17 protein-coding genes are annotated in these 15,610 nt (G+C 68.0%); 8 read left to right on the top strand and 9 right to left on the bottom strand.

Annotated features, from left to right (window positions below; genetic code table 11):
- Nucleotides 1-248: 248 nt before the first annotated feature.
- Both BKN51_RS27595 and BKN51_RS27590 read right to left on the bottom strand, forming a co-directional pair.
- Nucleotides 249-503, bottom strand: a complete 255-nt coding sequence (locus BKN51_RS27595; protein WP_026466945.1) for a WhiB family transcriptional regulator — start codon at nt 501-503, stop codon at nt 249-251.
- Nucleotides 504-776: 273 nt separating this feature from the next.
- Nucleotides 777-1,703: a diacylglycerol/lipid kinase family protein gene (locus BKN51_RS27590; protein WP_101610404.1), complete on the bottom strand. Its 927-nt coding sequence runs from the start codon at nt 1,701-1,703 to the stop codon at nt 777-779.
- A 243-nt stretch (nt 1,704-1,946) separates the two neighbouring features.
- On the opposite strand from BKN51_RS27590, the gene BKN51_RS27585 reads away from it, so the two are divergent.
- Nucleotides 1,947-2,450 (top strand): hypothetical protein, encoded by a 504-nt coding sequence (locus BKN51_RS27585; RefSeq protein ID WP_233222970.1) that lies wholly within the window; start codon nt 1,947-1,949, stop codon nt 2,448-2,450.
- Nucleotides 2,451-2,619: 169 nt separating this feature from the next.
- On the opposite strand, the gene BKN51_RS27580 is transcribed toward BKN51_RS27585, so the two are convergent.
- Together BKN51_RS27580 and BKN51_RS27575 are read right to left on the bottom strand one after the other, a co-directional pair.
- The gene (locus BKN51_RS27580; RefSeq protein ID WP_101610402.1) at nt 2,620-3,102 is read right to left on the bottom strand and encodes a GNAT family N-acetyltransferase; all 483 of its coding nucleotides are present in this window, start codon (nt 3,100-3,102) and stop codon (nt 2,620-2,622) included.
- A 1-nt stretch (nt 3,103) separates the two neighbouring features.
- On the bottom strand, nt 3,104-3,697 hold the full coding sequence (locus BKN51_RS27575; RefSeq protein WP_101610401.1) for an acid phosphatase: 594 nt from the start codon (nt 3,695-3,697) through the stop codon (nt 3,104-3,106).
- Nucleotides 3,698-3,760: 63 nt separating this feature from the next.
- On the opposite strand from BKN51_RS27575, the gene BKN51_RS27570 reads away from it, so the two are divergent.
- Nucleotides 3,761-4,231, top strand: coding sequence for a hotdog fold domain-containing protein (locus BKN51_RS27570; RefSeq protein ID WP_101610400.1), 471 nt, complete (start codon nt 3,761-3,763; stop codon nt 4,229-4,231).
- A gap of 83 nt (nt 4,232-4,314) precedes the next feature.
- Here the strand turns inward: BKN51_RS27570 and BKN51_RS27565 are convergent, their stop codons facing one another.
- Nucleotides 4,315-4,992: a hypothetical protein gene (locus tag BKN51_RS27565; RefSeq protein ID WP_101610399.1), complete on the bottom strand. Its 678-nt coding sequence runs from the start codon at nt 4,990-4,992 to the stop codon at nt 4,315-4,317.
- Between the two features lie 168 nt (nt 4,993-5,160).
- Between BKN51_RS27565 and BKN51_RS27560 the strand changes: the two genes are divergently transcribed.
- Complete coding sequence (locus BKN51_RS27560) at nt 5,161-6,768, top strand: GMC oxidoreductase (protein ID WP_101610398.1); 1,608 nt, start codon at nt 5,161-5,163, stop codon at nt 6,766-6,768.
- 1 nt (nt 6,769) lies between these two features.
- On the opposite strand, the gene rfbC is transcribed toward BKN51_RS27560, so the two are convergent.
- Complete coding sequence (rfbC, locus tag BKN51_RS27555; protein WP_101610397.1) at nt 6,770-7,375, bottom strand: dTDP-4-dehydrorhamnose 3,5-epimerase; 606 nt, start codon at nt 7,373-7,375, stop codon at nt 6,770-6,772.
- Between the two features lie 377 nt (nt 7,376-7,752).
- Between rfbC and BKN51_RS27550 the strand changes: the two genes are divergently transcribed.
- Nucleotides 7,753-8,928, top strand: a complete 1,176-nt coding sequence (locus BKN51_RS27550) for an NAD(P)-dependent malic enzyme (protein WP_101610396.1) — start codon at nt 7,753-7,755, stop codon at nt 8,926-8,928.
- Nucleotides 8,929-9,024: 96 nt separating this feature from the next.
- Here BKN51_RS27550 and BKN51_RS27545 read toward each other — a convergent pair whose 3' ends face one another.
- Nucleotides 9,025-9,765: a DUF4190 domain-containing protein gene (locus BKN51_RS27545; protein ID WP_101610395.1), complete on the bottom strand. Its 741-nt coding sequence runs from the start codon at nt 9,763-9,765 to the stop codon at nt 9,025-9,027.
- Between the two features lie 51 nt (nt 9,766-9,816).
- Nucleotides 9,817-11,220, bottom strand: coding sequence for a bis-aminopropyl spermidine synthase family protein (locus BKN51_RS27540; RefSeq protein WP_101610394.1), 1,404 nt, complete (start codon nt 11,218-11,220; stop codon nt 9,817-9,819).
- A gap of 103 nt (nt 11,221-11,323) precedes the next feature.
- Here BKN51_RS27540 and BKN51_RS27535 point away from each other — a divergent pair, with 103 nt between their 5' ends.
- The 4 genes from BKN51_RS27535 to BKN51_RS27520 are packed head-to-tail and all read left to right on the top strand — an operon-like array spanning nt 11,324 to nt 14,677.
- Nucleotides 11,324-12,412: an ABC transporter ATP-binding protein gene (locus tag BKN51_RS27535; RefSeq protein ID WP_101610393.1), complete on the top strand. Its 1,089-nt coding sequence runs from the start codon at nt 11,324-11,326 to the stop codon at nt 12,410-12,412.
- Nucleotides 12,412-13,095 (top strand): ABC transporter permease, encoded by a 684-nt coding sequence (locus tag BKN51_RS27530; protein WP_101610392.1) that lies wholly within the window; start codon nt 12,412-12,414, stop codon nt 13,093-13,095. The genes BKN51_RS27535 and BKN51_RS27530 overlap by 1 nt, the downstream gene beginning before the upstream one ends.
- On the top strand, nt 13,092-13,781 hold the full coding sequence (locus tag BKN51_RS27525; RefSeq protein WP_101610391.1) for an ABC transporter permease: 690 nt from the start codon (nt 13,092-13,094) through the stop codon (nt 13,779-13,781). Before BKN51_RS27530 ends, BKN51_RS27525 begins: the two co-directional genes overlap by 4 nt.
- On the top strand, nt 13,778-14,677 hold the full coding sequence (locus BKN51_RS27520; protein ID WP_101610390.1) for an ABC transporter substrate-binding protein: 900 nt from the start codon (nt 13,778-13,780) through the stop codon (nt 14,675-14,677). The genes BKN51_RS27525 and BKN51_RS27520 overlap by 4 nt, the downstream gene beginning before the upstream one ends.
- Nucleotides 14,678-14,752: 75 nt before the next feature.
- Here BKN51_RS27520 and BKN51_RS27515 read toward each other — a convergent pair whose 3' ends face one another.
- Nucleotides 14,753-15,268, bottom strand: a complete 516-nt coding sequence (locus BKN51_RS27515) for a GNAT family N-acetyltransferase (RefSeq protein ID WP_101610389.1) — start codon at nt 15,266-15,268, stop codon at nt 14,753-14,755.
- Nucleotides 15,269-15,610: the final 342 nt, after the last annotated feature.

The raw sequence follows: 15,610 nt of genomic DNA, 5'->3' as shown, positions 1-15,610 counted from the left end.
GTTTTAGGGCCGGCGCCCGAAGAGAAAGATGGCGCCGGCCCTGTAACGGTTCCGCGGGAGGACTTGGAGAAAGTCCGGTGAAGCCGGACCCCCGTGGGGGCGTGTTGGCCTCGCTTGTTAAGCTCAAGTCGGGTAGGTGTCACCTCGCAACGCAGGGCCATACAGCCACTGCGCCGCGGGATTCCCGAAGCTTGGGGTGCTACTCGATTTTGGTTACTTCGATGAAGCGTGCTGAGTCTTCTTAAAACTCAGGCAGAGGTACGCGTGCCGATGTGCGTACGACGGCGCTTCAGGGCCCGTCGCTCGTCCTCGCTCATCCCGCCCCAGACGCCTGCGTCCTGCCCGCTGGCCAAAGCCCAGGCCAGGCAGTCGGAAGCGACGGTGCAGCGGTGGCACACGGATTTCGCCTGAGTTACCTGCGACAGAGCAGGACCGCTGGTTCCCACCGGGAAGAACAGCTCGGGGTCCTCGTCTCGGCAGGCCGCGTCATGGCGCCAGTCCATGTTTCTGAGCTCCTTCATAACGGCGCGGTACTCCGCGCCATAGTCGTCATGGCGGTCGTTTTTTTGGGTGCTTGTGAATGCTTTCACGAAGCACCCGTTTCGACAAGGGTTTTCTGAAGATCGGTGAGTCAGCTCACCCGGCCGAGCGACGCTTCTGACCTGCGGTTTCGTTCCGAAACGGCCCTCCGAAGGGAAGGCCGATGCGGTGAGCGGAGGTTCTGCGTCGATGAGCGGCAGGTTGCACTTTGCCGCAGGCGATCAGTGGTCCGGTGCTCAGACGGTTACTGTCAGTGCACCCGGAACGCTGAAGAACTCCACTCGCTTCCGCTGGCCGACGAGGTCGCCGTCCACCTGGAAGTTTACCGGTTCAGCAGCGTCGATGCGGATCATCGGCAGGTCATCGTGACGAAGGAGACGTCGTCCGCGTTGGTCGCTCTTCGTGAGCAATGCCTGCCGTACATGCTTGAACACGGTGGGCAATCGCAGACCGCTCAACGCGAAAAGGCCCAATCCGGTGTCGAATGAGCTGCCCGGGTTCAGGTGGACGGGACGGTCCCCCAGGTAACTCCATGGATCGGTGTTCGACACGAAAGCGGTCAGCACTTCGGTGGGCTCTTCACCCGGGATCCGGACCGTGAGGGCCGGACGGCCGAGCGGAGGCCGCAGATGGGACGCCACCGCGGCCCTCAGGTAGAGCCCCGCCGTGGTCTGTTTGCCCCGTCGCTTGGCCACACGGCCGACGACGTCGGCGTCCCAGCCCATTCCGGCGTTGAAGGTGAACCAGTGGCCGTCCGCGAGTCCCAGCCCGACTTTGCGGCTTCGGTCGTTCTCGATGGCGTTGAGGAGCTGGTGCGTCGCCTCCACCGGATCGTGCGCGATCCCCAGCGCGCGGGCGAAGACGTTCGCCGAACCACCCGGCACGACCCCGAGCATGGGGACGTCGCCGATGTCGCCCGGAGCACCGTCGGAATCCGCGAGCAGACCATTGACCACTTCATTGACCGTGCCGTCGCCTCCGTGGGCGACCACCAGGTCGATCCCGTCACGGGCGGCGGACCGCGCCACGGCCATCGCGTGGCCGCGGTAGTCGGTTTCCACCACGTCGAGTTTGACCTGGCTGGCCAGTGCGTGCGCCAGCACGTCACGGCCACCGGCGGTGGTCGAGGTGGCCTGGGGATTCACGACGAGGATGGCACGCACTTCCGCAGGGTAGGTGACGTCCGCCCGAAGAGGGGAGCGTCAGGTGACGCGAAGCTCAGTGCTCCGGGCATCACGAAACACCCGGAGCAGGCCCCTGCTCGTCGTGACAAGTGCACCCGGGCCGACCGCCCGCTCATCGACGACGCCTTCATTTTTTCCGGTCGGCGGCCGGACGAAAACGGCCGACCGGGTGGCATACGATCGAAAGTGCTCACGTACGGTGACCCGCCCTGGTGGAGCGCCGTGTCCGAAAGCCTGGAAGGCTGTTTCGCCGTGTCCATCGCCGACAAGTTCTCGCCCGCGCCCCGTGAAGTCCGCCTCGCCGGCGTCGTCACCGCGCTGCCGGGGCTCGCCCTGATCGTGTTCGCGGTCCTGCTCCTGGTCAACGGCCGGGCCGGACCGGAGAACCTGCTGGCCGAGGTCGCCTATTACCTCGTCCTCGCCGCCGGAACACTGGCCTGCGCGGCCGGACTGGTGCTGGGGAAGACCTGGGCGAGGTCGCCCGGGGTGGTCGTCGCGCTGATCCTGGTCGGCGTCGGCTGGTACGGCGCGGGGCCGTCCGGGCAGCCGCTGTGGGGTGTGCCGCTGGGCCTGATCGGCGTCGCCGTCATCGTGCTGCTGTTCCGCCGCCCGTCGCGGGCGTGGGCGCTCGGGCTGCGGGAAGGCGAGACCGAGGAAGAAGCCGCCGAACGCGACGGCGCCGCGGGACGTGCGGCGCGTCGCGAACGCGAGGAGCGGGACTCCTGATCGAGGGGTGAGTCGAAGGTGACGTCGTGTCAGAACCGAAGGTGAGCGAGGGCGTGACTCGCGTGATTGGAGACGGATCTCGCCCGAACACGACACGTTCGACAGAACCCGAAACGCCACTCACGACCAACCCGGCCCACGCGGTCTGAGCCTCGGCCCTGGCCAGGAACTAGGCCTGGGCGGCGAGCGCCTTCAGCGGCTCGTCGGTGAGCCGGTCCACGGTCCACTCGTCCATCGGCACCGCGCCGAGTGACTTGTAGAACCCCTGAGCCGGGTTCCAGTTCAGCACCGACCATTCGAGGCGGGCGTAACCGCGCTCGACACAGACCGCCGCGAGCGTGGCCAGCAGTGCCTTGCCGAGGCCGGAGCCGCGCTGCTCGGGGCGGACGTAGAGGTCCTCGAGGTAGATACCGTGCACGCCGCGCCACGTGGAGAAGTTCAGGAACCACAGCGCGTAGCCGACGATCTCGCCGTCGACCTCGGCGACGTGCCCGAACAGGCCCGGAGCCTCGCCGAACAGCGCGACGCGCAGCTGCTCAGGCGTGAGGTGGCATTCGTCCGGCGCTCGTTCGAACTCGGCGAGGTCGTAGACCAGCCGGACCACGGCGTCGATGTCTTCTTCGCGGATCCGCCGGATGCGGTCGTCGCCCATTTCAGTCCTCGGTGGTGGGGAGCAGGTTGAGGTGTTCGATCTGGGGCTCGCCGCGTTCGTCGCCGAGCACCGCGACGCCGGCCGGGTCGAGTCCGAAGTGGACGCCCGCCGTCGAAGGCAGCCCGACCCAGCGCGCGACCAGGACACGGCTGAAGTGCCCGTGGCCGACCAGGATCACGTCACCCTTGCCGAGCGGCTCGCGGACACGGTCGATCAGCTTGTCCGCGCGGGCGTTGACGTCTTCCGCGCTTTCGCCGCCGGGGATCGGATGCGACCAGACCGTCCAGCCGGGAACGGTTTCGCGGATCACCGGGGTGGTGATGCCCTCGTAGTCGCCGTAATCCCATTCCGACAGCTCTTCGGTGACCTCGTCGACGCGCAGGCCTGCCAGCTCGGCCGTCCGCAGCGCGCGGGTGCGGGGACTGGAAAGGACGAGGGCGGGGCTGCCGCCGAGCACCGCGCGCAGGGTGCTGCCCGCCGCGCGGGCCTGCCCTTCGCCCGCGGCCGTGAGCGGGATGTCGGTGCGCCCGGTGTGCCGTCCGTTGACGGACCACTCGGTCTGACCGTGCCGGAGAAGGAAGAGCCGATTAGCCACGGTTGCGAATATAGCCTGCGGTCCGGTTATGCTACTGGTGAGTAACATGATGAGGAGACCGTGATGGCGCAGAATCCGACCTACGCGATGTGGAACCGGCTGGCCGGGAAGCCGGTCGGCAAACAGCTGTTCTCGGCGGCGATGTGCCTGCGTGTGCCGTACTTCCGGACGGTGCTCCCGTCGGTGCGCGAACTGCGGCCCGGCCGGTGCGAGGTGACGTCCCCGAAGTGGTGGGGTGTTTACAACCACATCAAGACCTTTCACGCGATCGCGGCGTGCAACCTCGCCGAGATCGCCATGGGCATGCTCGCCGAGGCGACCGTCCCGACGACGCATCGCTGGCTGCCCAAGGGGATGACGGTCTCCTACGTGGCGAAGGCCGAGACCGGCCTGCGGGCCGTCGCCGAACTGCCCGAGCTGCCGGAATTCGGCGACGAGGGATTCGAGCTCCCGGTGCCGGTGACGATCACGGACACGAACGGCAAGCCCGTCGTGACCGCGACCATCACCATCTGGGTGACCAAGAAGAAGTAAGCGCCCACCTCGCTCCGCGTTTCGTCCTCTGGTTGCGGTCCTTGCGCGTGCAATTACCGCGACCAGAGGACTAATCGCGGGAGTCAGAGGGGCTTGAACTGGACGTAGGTCACCTGCTTGAAGGTGTTCGACCCGCTCGGCGACGGCAGGCCGAGCAAGTGGTCGGCTACTTGCGTCAAGGGTCCGCAGCCGGTCGTGCGAGGAAGGGCGAGCTGGGTGTCGACGACGCCGAACTTCACCGTCTGCGGGTTCTTCGAGATCACCTCGAAGGGCACCGCCGGATCGTCCTTGACCACCGAGTGGAGCGGCGCGTCGAGCGTGCCGATCGTGCATCCCTTGGGCAGCAACGGATGCCGCAGGGCCGCGTACAGGTCCAGTTCGCCGCGGCGTTCGTCGTTCGAGAGGAAGTCCGAGTAGCCGCCGTACTTCAGCTGCATGCTCGCCCCGAAGGTGCCGCTGATCCGTGCGGGAGCGTGACGCAGTTCGCCGAACGCCTGCGCGAACTTCCCGTCCACCTTGCCTTCGGAGAACGTCAGCCGCATTTCCCCGAGCGGGATCTCGCGGTCGCCGATGGTCAGGACTCCTTGGGAGACAAAGGCTTCGCAGCGCCAGGTGCCGGGGTCGGCGTTGGCGGGCGGGGCGGGGCAGGCGGAGAAGTCGAACTCGGGCAAGGGGGACGACGCCGCGAAGGCGTGGCCGGGCAGGACGACGAGGGCGGCGGCGGAGAGTGCGGCCGCGGCCGCGGCGAGAAGGCGTCTCATGACTCGAAAGAGTGGTCCGTCGCGGTCTGGGTCACATCGGGGAAGACCCCCAGGGGATCCCGGAAATCACCACGGTCGAGTGAAACTTAACGGTGTTTACCCAGCTGACGCGAATCCATTTCGGATTCGGTCTTGAAGGCGCCGCGAGCAGCGGGTGATCATCGGCCCATGTCCCCATTGTCGCGCCGCAGGTTCCTCGGGTTCACCGCACTCAACTCCGCCGCCGCTCTCGGGCTCACCACGATTTCCACCGCGCGGGCCGAAGAAACGGCCCCGGGCTTCTCGACGGCCGTGGTCGTCGGCACCGGCTACGGCGCCGCGGTCACCGCGCTGCGCCTCGGCGAAGCCGGGATTCCCACCGTCATGCTGGAGATGGGCAAACTGTGGAACGAGCCCGGTCCTGACGGCAACGTCTTCTGCGACATGCTCAAGCCGGACAGGCGGGCCATGTGGTTCAAGGACCGCACGCAGGCGCCGCTCGCGTCGTTCCTTTGGCTGGACCTGGCCAACCGGGACATCAAGCGGTACCCCGGTGTCCTCGACAGGGTGAATCACGGTGAGATGTCCGTGTACGTCGGACGAGGCGTCGGCGGCGGTTCGCTGGTCAACGGGGCGATGGCCGTGACGCCGAAGCGGTCGTACTTCGAGGAGATCCTGCCCGCCGTCGACGCGGACGAGATGTACGGGACCTACTTCCCCCGGGCCAACCAGGAGCTCGGGGTGAACCACATCGACCAGGACTGGTTCGAAACCTGCCGTTCCTACCGCTACGCGCGGGTTTCCCGGAAAGCGGCGGCGCGGGCGGGGCTCAAGACGGTGTTCGTGCCCAGCGTCTACGACTTCGAGTACATGAAGCGGGAGGAAGCGGGCACGGTGCCACGGTCGGCGCTCGCCTCGGAAGTCATCTACGGCAACAACCACGGCAAGCGTTCCCTCGACAAGACCTACCTCGCGGCCGCGCTGGGCACCGGGAAGGTGACCATCAAGACACTGCACCAGGTCCGCGGGATCACCCGGCAGACCGACGGCACGTACGTCCTCACCGTGCACGAAACGTCCGAGGACGGCGCGGTCGTGGCGAGGAAACAACTCGGCGCGAAGTACCTCTTCCTCGGCGCCGGCAGCCTCGGTTCGACGGAATTGCTCGTGCGGGCAAGGGAAACCGGGACGCTGCCCGACCTGAACGACGAGGTCGGCCGCGGCTGGGGCACCAACGGCAACGTGATGCTGGGCCGCGCCAACCACGCGTGGGACCTCGGCGGCTCGCTGCAGTCGGGGATGCCCGCGCTCGGCATCGACGCGTGGGACGACCCGGTGAACCCGGTCTTCGCCGAGGTCGCGCCGGTCCCCGCCGGGATCGAGACGTGGCTGAGCCTGTACCTGGCGATCACGAAGAACCCCGAACGCGGCCACTTCACCTACGACGCCGCCAGCGACTCCGCGCGACTCCGGTGGAGCGCCGCGCAGGGGCGGCCGTCGATCGCCGCGGCGAAGTCCTTGTTCGACAAGATCAACCGGGCGAACCGCACGGTCTACCGGAGCGATCTGTTCGGGGACACGCGGTCGTTCGAGAACCGGTTCACCTACCACCCGCTGGGCGGACTGGTGCTGGGCAAGGCCACCGACCTGTACGGCCGGGTCAAGGGCTACCGGAACCTCTACGTGACCGACGGGTCGCTGATCCCGGGCAGCACCGGGGTGAACCCCTTCGTGACGATCACCGCGCTGGCGGAGCGGAACGTGGATCGGGTGCTGCGGGAGGACCTGTCGCGCTGACTCAGCCCTCGGCCCGCAGCTTTTCGTAGTACGCGACGCATTCGTCGTACTTCGGCAGCAATCCCTGCTCCAAGGCTTCCTTCAGATAGGGCGCCGAGGTGTCCTTTTCGGACACCACCGGCTCGACATCCTGCGGCCACGGCAGCGCGAGATCGGCGTCCATCGGGTTGACACCGTGTTCGCCGGCCGGGTTGTACGGCTCGGAACAGAGGTAGGCCATCACCGTTTTGTCTTCGAGCGCCATGAAAGCGTGACCGAGGCCTTCGGCGATGTAGACCGCTTTGTACTCGGCGCTGTCGAGCAGTACGGACGTCCATTCGCCGAAGGTGGGCGAGCCGACGCGGAGGTCGACGATGACGTCCAGCAGCGAACCGCTCGGGCAGTACACGTATTTCGCCTGCCCGGGCGGGGTGTCCGCGAAGTGCAGGCCGCGGACGGCGCCGCGCCGGGAAACGCTGGTGTTGGTCTGTGCCAGGCGAAGCCGATGTCCGACCGCTTCGGCGAACGCCTCCTCCTGGAACGGCGCCACGAACAGACCGCGGTGATCGGGGAATACGCGAGGGGTGAATTCGAAACAGTCGGGGATGCTGAGGCGCCTGGCTTGCATGGCCTCAATGCTAACGAGCCATTCCCAAGCCGGACGGACGTCTTGGGAAACCTCTCCTGAGCTGCGGAAAGCCGGGCCTCTTTGTGACATCAACCGCACCAGAGGGGCACACTGGTCCGTATGCCTGTCACAATGATCTGACCGCTGCGTCCGCGGCCGTCGCCACACCCACGGCACCGATGGCCGAATGGACGCTTCGCCGACAGGCCGGCGCTACCGCGCTGGGCTGCCGTGTCGGAGGACGAGTTACCCCAGGTGGCTGGGCCATGCCCTGTTCGGCCTGCTCACCGGCCAGTTCCCCCGCTCGCAGTCCCAGGAGAAACCCGATGACCTTCGCTCGAATCGAGACTTCGCCGTCCTTAGACACGGCGGAAGCAATGACGGGAACCACGATGACCACGCCAGTGACCGACGCCGAGATCTTCGAAGGACACGAGGGCGGCAAGCTCTCCGTGGCCGCGACGCGCCCGATCTCCTCGCCCCGTGACCTTTCGGTCGCGTACACGCCCGGTGTGGCGAAGGTGAGCCTGGCCATCGCCGAGGACGCGGCCAAGGCGAAGCGGTACACGTGGGCGGACAGGCTGGTCGTGGTGGTCAGCGACGGTACGGCGGTGCTCGGCCTCGGTGACATCGGCGCGAGCGCGTCGCTGCCGGTCATGGAGGGCAAGTCGGTCCTGTTCAAGACCTTCGGAGGCCTCGACTCCATCCCGCTGGTGCTCGACACCACCGACGTCGACGAGATCATCGAGACCCTGGTCCGGCTGCGCCCGTCGTTCGGCGCGGTGAACCTGGAAGACATCTCGGCGCCGCGCTGCTTCGAGCTGGAGGATCGCCTCAAGGAGGCCCTCGACTGCCCGGTCATGCACGACGACCAGCACGGCACGGCGATCGTCACGCTGGCCGCGCTGCGCGGGGCGAACCAGGTCCTCGGCAAGGACATCTCCGGCCAGCGCGTGGTCGTCTCGGGAGCGGGTGCGGCGGGTGTGGCCTGCGCCAGGATCCTGCAGAACGCCGGCGTCGCGGACGTCACCGTGCTCGACTCGCGCGGCATCATCCACGAAGGCCGTGAGGGCCTGAACCCGATCAAGCAGAAGCTGGCCGAAACGACGAACACGAGCGGCCTGCGCGGCGGCCTCGGTGAGGCGCTGAAGGGCGCCGACGTCTTCCTGGGCCTGTCCGGGGCGACCATCGACGAGACCCTGCTGGCCGGCATGTCCGACGACGCGATCGTGTTCGCGCTGTCGAACCCGGACCCGGAGGTCCACCCGGCGGCGGCGTCGCGGTACGCCAAGATCGTGGCGACCGGGCGCAGCGACTTCCCGAACCAGATCAACAACGTGCTGGCGTTCCCCGGCGTCTTCCGCGGCGCGCTGGACTCCGGCGCGCGGGCGATCACCGAGAACATGAAGCTGGCCGCGGCCGACGCGATCTTCTCCGTCGCGCAGGACGACCTCGGCCCGGACCGCATCGTCCCGAGCCCGCTGGACCCGCGCGTCGCGCCCGAGGTGGCCGCCGCGGTCGCGAAGGCCGCCGAGGCCGACGGCGTGGTGTGACGGTCCCTTTCACGGACCCAAGCGTGTAATGAACGGGACTTTCCTTGCAAAATTTGCAAGGAAAGTCCCGTTCATTGCGTCCGGGGGTTGCGCGTCTCAGCCGGTCGGCAGGGCCAGATCGGCGCCGGAGGCGAGTACGGAACCGGTCAGCTGTGAGCCGGGCGAGTAGATCGTGCAGTGCACGGTGCGCACGCCGTGCTCCCAGCCGACGCGATCGGGGCCCGCGTAGCTCAGGTAGGCGTCGACTCCGGCCGCGTCGAGCCGCGGGCGGTCCACGTTCTTGGCCATGATCCGGTCGCACCGGGGCAAGGCCTCCGCTTTCAGTTTCTCGTTACCGGGCCACGGACCGTCCGGCGCGATGAAGGCCCCGATCGTCTCGGTGCTGTGCGCGCCACCGCACGTGGTGAGTTCGACACTGGTGTAGGTGGCGTTGACCTCGGGCTGCTCGAAGCATTCGCCCGGCTTCAAGGTGCACACGGTGGCGTAACCGGGCGAAGGGGTCGCGCAGCCCGCGCTCGGTGGGTTCGCGGTGTAGCGGTCCGGGTCCGCCATGGTGTTCCCGAGCAGGGCGACCCAGCCGACGGTCCAGACCCCGGCGGCCGCGAGGCCACCGATGGCCAGACCGCGGCCCGGCCGCTTTCCCGGACCGGTCTGGGCGAGCGCGACGATGCCCAGGATGATCGCGGGCAGCAACGTCAGCGGCAGGCAGCCGGTCAGTCCCAGCACGAGCGCGGCTATCGCCAGGCCGCTGGTCGTGGGTCGCGGCGGAGGGTAGGGGGACCCGTACGGCGGGGCGGGCACGACACCAGTCAGCGGCAGGCCGCGCGGTTCGTTCATGGGGCCGAACCTAGGTACGGCTCGATGAAGTTCCGATGACAGCCGGGAGCGTCAGGCGAGCAGTTCCGCCAGGCGGTGCCGTGGCAGGTCGATCAGCCGCGCGTCCGTCAGCTCCGGCGGCAGGTCCAGCGACACGTTCGCCAGCCGCGCGTGCGCCCGGGTCAGCAGGTCTTCCTGGTGCTCGACGGCGTCCGCGACGACGATGGCGTGCCGGTTGTCCGGGGTGCTCCGCAGCAGCCGCAGCTTGTACTTCGCCCCGACCAGCCGGTTGAGCGCGCCCTGCGCCTCCGCGTTCGTCAGGTCGGGATGCGAGTTCGGGACCAGCAGCGCCAGCCGCCGCGCGTTGGTGCCGAGCAGGGTCCGCAGCAGCCACGGGCCGGGGTCGGCCGAGAGGTCCATCGCGACCGCGTCGCCTTCCGGCCCGGAAACGGACCAGTCGACCGGCCGGGACTCCAGCGCCAGCCCGCCTTCGGTGGCGATTTCGTGCAGCTTGTCCAGCAGCGACGGCTTGGCCGCGCCCGCGGACTCCACCGACTGCGGTCCGTGCGTGTAGATCGCGGCCTTCCCCTTGCCGCCGCGGTTCTTCTTCGACTTCGCGGTCGGCTGGCAGACGTAGAGGTCCGCCGCGCTCCCGATCGCCTGCGCGCCGAAGTACCGGTTGAAGCCCGGCAGGATCGCTTCGAAGGTCAGCCCGAGCGTCGCCAGCGCCCGCTGCACCTGTGCGCCCAGGGCGGGGTGGCGGGGGCTGTAGCCGTAAGCGAGCAGCAAACGCCCGTCCGAGGGTTCGCTGAGCGCCTGGACCCCACGCGCCGCGAAAAGGCCCATTCCTTCGGGGGTGTAAGGCGGATCACTGAACACGAGATCCATCCGCCCGGTCACCGACGGTGGCAGGCCGACGCGCAGATCCGTGTGCAGGGTGCGGATGGATCGCTCGCTGAGCTCGTCGATGTAGGCCAGCACACGATCGTCGAGATCGACGACGGTGAGGTCCGCGTCGGGCCGCAGCGCGCGGACGGCCAGTGAAGTGAGGTCGTGGTCGCCGAGGAACAGCAGCTTCGCGGTGTCGAGGTCGTAGCGCTCGTCCAGCCACAGCGCGCGGTTCAGCACGGTCTCCGGAGTCGCCTGCACGTGGTCGAGCGCGGCCAGCGGAGCCGGGACGTTCTCGACGTAGCTGGTGATGGTCTTCAGCAGGTCGGGATCGGTTTTCCGGTCCTGTGCCCCGAAGCGCGCGTACTTCTCGCGGGCGGCGGGGGTGAGCCGGAGGCGGGACTCGTTCCGCTCGAGGTCGTCGCCGAGCGCGTTCAGGACGTCTTCGACACTCCGGCGCGGCGCGGTGCTGATCCGGATCAGCTCGCCTAGGTCACGCCAATCCGTCCGGAGCAGGGAAATCACCTGATGGAGCGGTCGCACGTGGACACCGTGCGCCGCGAGGACGTCATCGACGGAAGGACTCACGGCCTGCAGCCTAGGCCGTGTCCTGTGAGGCACGCTCCTGGGACACCGTGCCAACAGGGCCGATCTGGGCTACGGTTTTTCGACCAGACATGGGGAGAGACACGTGACTATCGAGTTCCGTGGCGTGACCAAGCGGTATCCGGACGGGACGGTCGCTGTCGACGACCTGAACCTCACCGTGGAGGACGGCACCATCACCGTCTTCGTCGGGCCGTCCGGTTGCGGCAAGACCACGTCGCTCCGGATGATCAACCGCATGGTCGAGCCGACCTCCGGCGCCGTGCTGCTCGACGGCAAGGACGTCAGCGACGGCGACCCGGCGCTGCTGCGCCGCGGCATCGGCTACGTCATCCAGCACGCCGGCCTCTTTCCACACAGGACAGTCCTGGACAACGTCGCCACCGTGCCGCTGCTGACCGGCTGGGACAAGGCCAAGGCGCGCAAGCGGGCGGCCGAGCTGCTCGAAACCGTCGGCCTGCCCGCGGAACTCGGCAAGCGGTACCCCGCCCAGCTTTCCGGCGGCCAGCAGCAGCGGGTCGGCGTCGCCAGGGCGCTCGCGGCGGATTCGCCGGTGCTGCTGATGGACGAGCCGTTCTCCGCCGTCGACCCGATCGTCCGCGAGGAACTGCAGGACGAGCTGCTGCGCCTGCAGTCGCAGCTGGGCAAGACGATCGTGTTCGTCACCCACGACATCGACGAGGCCGTGCGGCTCGGCGACAAGATCGCCGTGCTCCGGGTCGGTGGTGTGCTCGCGCAGTACGGCACGCCGTCGGACGTGCTGCGGCATCCCGTCGACGACTTCGTCGCGTCGTTCGTGGGCAAGGACCGCGGCTATCGCGGGCTTTCCTTCCTTTCCGCGGAAGGCATCGTCGTCGAAGACGTCAAGCGGGTCGAGGTCGGCAAGTCGGTCTCCGGGCCGTCCGACGAGTGGCTGGTCGCGGTCAACGACGACGGGCAGCCGCGCGGCTGGCTGCGCCCCGGGTCCACTGTGGACGGAGAACTCGCCGAGACCGATCTCGTCGCGGGCGGTTCGCTGTACGTCCAGGGTTCGCCGATCCGCGGCGCGCTCGACGCGGCGCTTTCGTCGCCCGCGAGCCTCGGTGTCGTGGTCGACGCCGAAAACAAGGTCCTCGGCGTGGTCAGAGCCAAGCAAGTCCTCGACGTGATCGAAGCGCTGCCACTGGGTTCCTGATGGGGGACTTCTTCGCGGAACTCGGCCGCTACCTCGCGAGCGCCAACAACCGCTCGCAGTTCTTCGGCGACCTGCTCGACCACGTCTACCTGTCGCTGATCCCGCTGGTGCTGGGGCTGGTGATCGCGGTACTGGCCGGCTGGCTCGGCCATCGGTTCGCCGCCGCGCGTTCCGTGCTGCTGGTCGTGTCGAACCTGCTGTACACGATCCCGTCGCTCGCGTTGTTCGTGGTGATCCCGGGCATCATCGGCTCGAAGATCCTCGACAGCGTCAACGTCATCGTCGCGCTCACCGTCTACACCGCCGCCCTGCTGGTGCGCCCGGTGCTCGACGCGCTCGACGCCGTCCCGCCGCATGTCGTCGCCGCGGCCACGGCGATCGGCTACAAACCCGCGCGCCGGTTCCTCAGCGTGGAACTGCCGCTTTCGGTGCCGGTGCTCGCGGCGGGCGTCCGGGTGGCCTCGGTCAGCAACATCAGCCTGGTCAGCGTCGGCGCGCTGATCGGCACCGGCGGGCTCGGCGTGCTGTTCACCGACGGCTTCCAGCGTGAGTACTTCTCGCCGATCGTCGTCGGGATCGTCGCGACACTGCTGCTCGCGCTGATCGTCGATCTGGTGCTGGTCCAGCTCCGCAATCTCCTCACACCCTGGGACCGGGTGGCGACCACGGCGGGGGCGAAATGATCGGCGACGTCCTGAACTGGTTCGGCGACCCTGCCCACTGGCAGGGCGCGGAGGGCATTCTCAACCGGCTGCTGCAGCATCTCGGCTACACCTTGCTGGCACTGGTCTTCGCGCTGATCATCGCGATCCCGCTCGGGCTCTACGTCGGGCACACCGGCCGCGGCGCGGTGCTGCTGGTGAGCGGCGGCAACGCGATCCGCGCACTGCCGACGCTGGGGCTGGTGACCTTCCTGTTCCTGCTCTTCACCGAAAGCGAGATCTCGACGATCATCGGGCTCGTGGTGCTCGCCATCCCGCCGATCCTCGCCGGGACCTACGCGGGCCTGCAGGCGACCGATCACGGCGTCGTCGACGCGGCGCAGGGCATCGGAATGACCGGCTGGCAACGGTTGTGGAAGGTCGAGGTGCCCATTTCGCTGCCGCTGGTGCTCGGCGGGGTGCGGAACTCGGTGCTGCAACTGGTGGCGACGGCCGCCGTCGCGGCCTACGTCGGGCTCGGCGGACTCGGCCGGTTCCTCCTCGACGGACTGGCCATTTTGGACTATCCCCAGGTGGTCGCGGGCGCGATCCTGACGACCTTGCTCGCCGTGCTGCTGGATCTCGTCCTGGCGGGTGTCCAGCGAGCGCTGGTGCCCAAGGGAGTCCGGCTGGCGCAGGCCGCGAGCGGGAAGAAGGCGAAGGTATGAAGCGGACGGTGACGGCGCTGTTCGCCGGGATCGCCTTGCTGGCGGCGGGCTGTGGCAACCCGCTCGCCGGCGGCGCCGAAGGCGGTACGACCGGTGACATCATCATCGGCGCGTCCGACGTCGGGGAAAGTCTTCTGCTGGCCCAGATCTACGCGGGCGCGCTGCGCAACGCGGGTGCGGAGAACGTGACCGTGCGCCCGCCGGTCGGCAGCCGCGAGGTCGTCGTCAAGGCACTGCAGGACAAGTCGCTTTCGGTGGTGCCGGACTACAGCGGGAACCTGTTGCGCTACTTCGACAAGGAGACGCAGGCGACCACCCCGCAGGAGGTCTACGCGCAGTTGAAGCAGAAGGTGCCGTCCGGGTTCGAGGTGCTCGACCAGGCGCCCGCCGAGGACAAGGACCTTCTGGTGGTGCGCAAGGAACTCGCCGATTCCGGGATCAAGACCTTCTCCGATCTCGGCAAGCGGTGCAAGGAACTCGTCTTCGGTGGTCCCGGCCAGTGGAGCAGCCGGTGGAAGGACAAGATCAAGGCGCTCTACGGCTGCGAGTTCGCCGAGATCCGCACGACCGACACCGGCGGCCCGGTCACGGTCGCCGCGCTGAAGTCCGGCGACATCCAGGTCGCGGACCTGTTCAGCACGTCGTCGACGATCGCCGCGAACGGGTTCGTCCCGCTGGTGGACGACAAGAACATGTTCCCCGCGCAGAACATCGTCCCTCTTGTCGCGAAGGGGACGCTGTCGCCGAAGGAGGTCGAAGCGCTGAACCGGGTTTCGGCGGTGCTCACGACCGATCAGCTGACCGAATTGAACGTCCAGTTCAGCGAGGAGAAGCGCAACCCGCTCGACGTCGCCGAGGAGTTCCTGCGCCGGAACAACCTCCTCGCGCCCTCCTGACTGCCGCGTTTCGTCCTCTAGTTGCGGTGGTCGCGCGTGCAAGTACCGCAACTAGAGGACGAAACGCGGGAAGGGCTAGAGGCGGTCGAACGCGGGCGAGTAGCGGAACTCGCCCCGGAGCCCGGGGGTGTACGCGCGAAGGGTGCGGACCTGGAAGTGCGGCGCCCATTCCGCGACCGGTGGTGTGATCCCGTGCTGTCCGGCGAGGACGAAGCCGAAGCGGGAGTAATAGTTCGGGTCGCCGAGCAGGACCACCGCGCCGTAGCCGAGCGCGTCCGCCGCGCCGAGCACCGCGTGCACGAGCGCGGAGCCGATGCCGGAGGCGTGGTACTCGGGCAGGACGCCGAGCGGGCCGAGGCCGACCGTCGACTTCTCGTCGGAGCCGAGGCGGGACGGGCTGCAGCAGACGTGTCCGACGACCTTCCCGTCGCGTTCGGCCACGATGGACAGTGCGCCGATCAGATCGCCGTCCTCCCTGAGTTCGTCGACGAGTTTCGCCTCGACCACCGGGACACTGTGTTTCGCGAACGCGGCCAGGTGGACGGCGTGGATCGCCTCGCTGTCGGCCGGGATTTCCTGTCGGAGCTGCATGGGCCCGAGTGTGCTCCATCCGAAGGTAGGATGGAAATCGATTTCCGCCCGGCGAGGTCGCGACTTTAGTAGGCGGCCATCCGTGTGTACTTTCACTTCGCTGAAACGTCCGGTGGGCGGGAAAGCGACCACAAGGTGTGCGGATTCCCCATTCTTCGTGGGCCGTACGGGCGCAAAACGCGACTAAAGGCGGGGGCTGAACGGTGCCCGACCTGCGCCGGAAGTCCGCCCATTACTACCGAGATGTCCGTAATGCAAGGTCTTCCTTGGGGTGAATCCGCGATTTAGTCTCAGCCTGCGCTCCTAGTGGAACGCGCTTCACCTCTGATTCACCCCCAACGA

Origin of the sequence: Amycolatopsis sp. BJA-103 (assembly GCF_002849735.1) — a bacterium.
Taxonomy (GTDB): Bacteria; Actinomycetota; Actinomycetes; order Mycobacteriales; family Pseudonocardiaceae; genus Amycolatopsis.
This window is presented reverse-complemented; position numbering and strand designations above follow the sequence as displayed.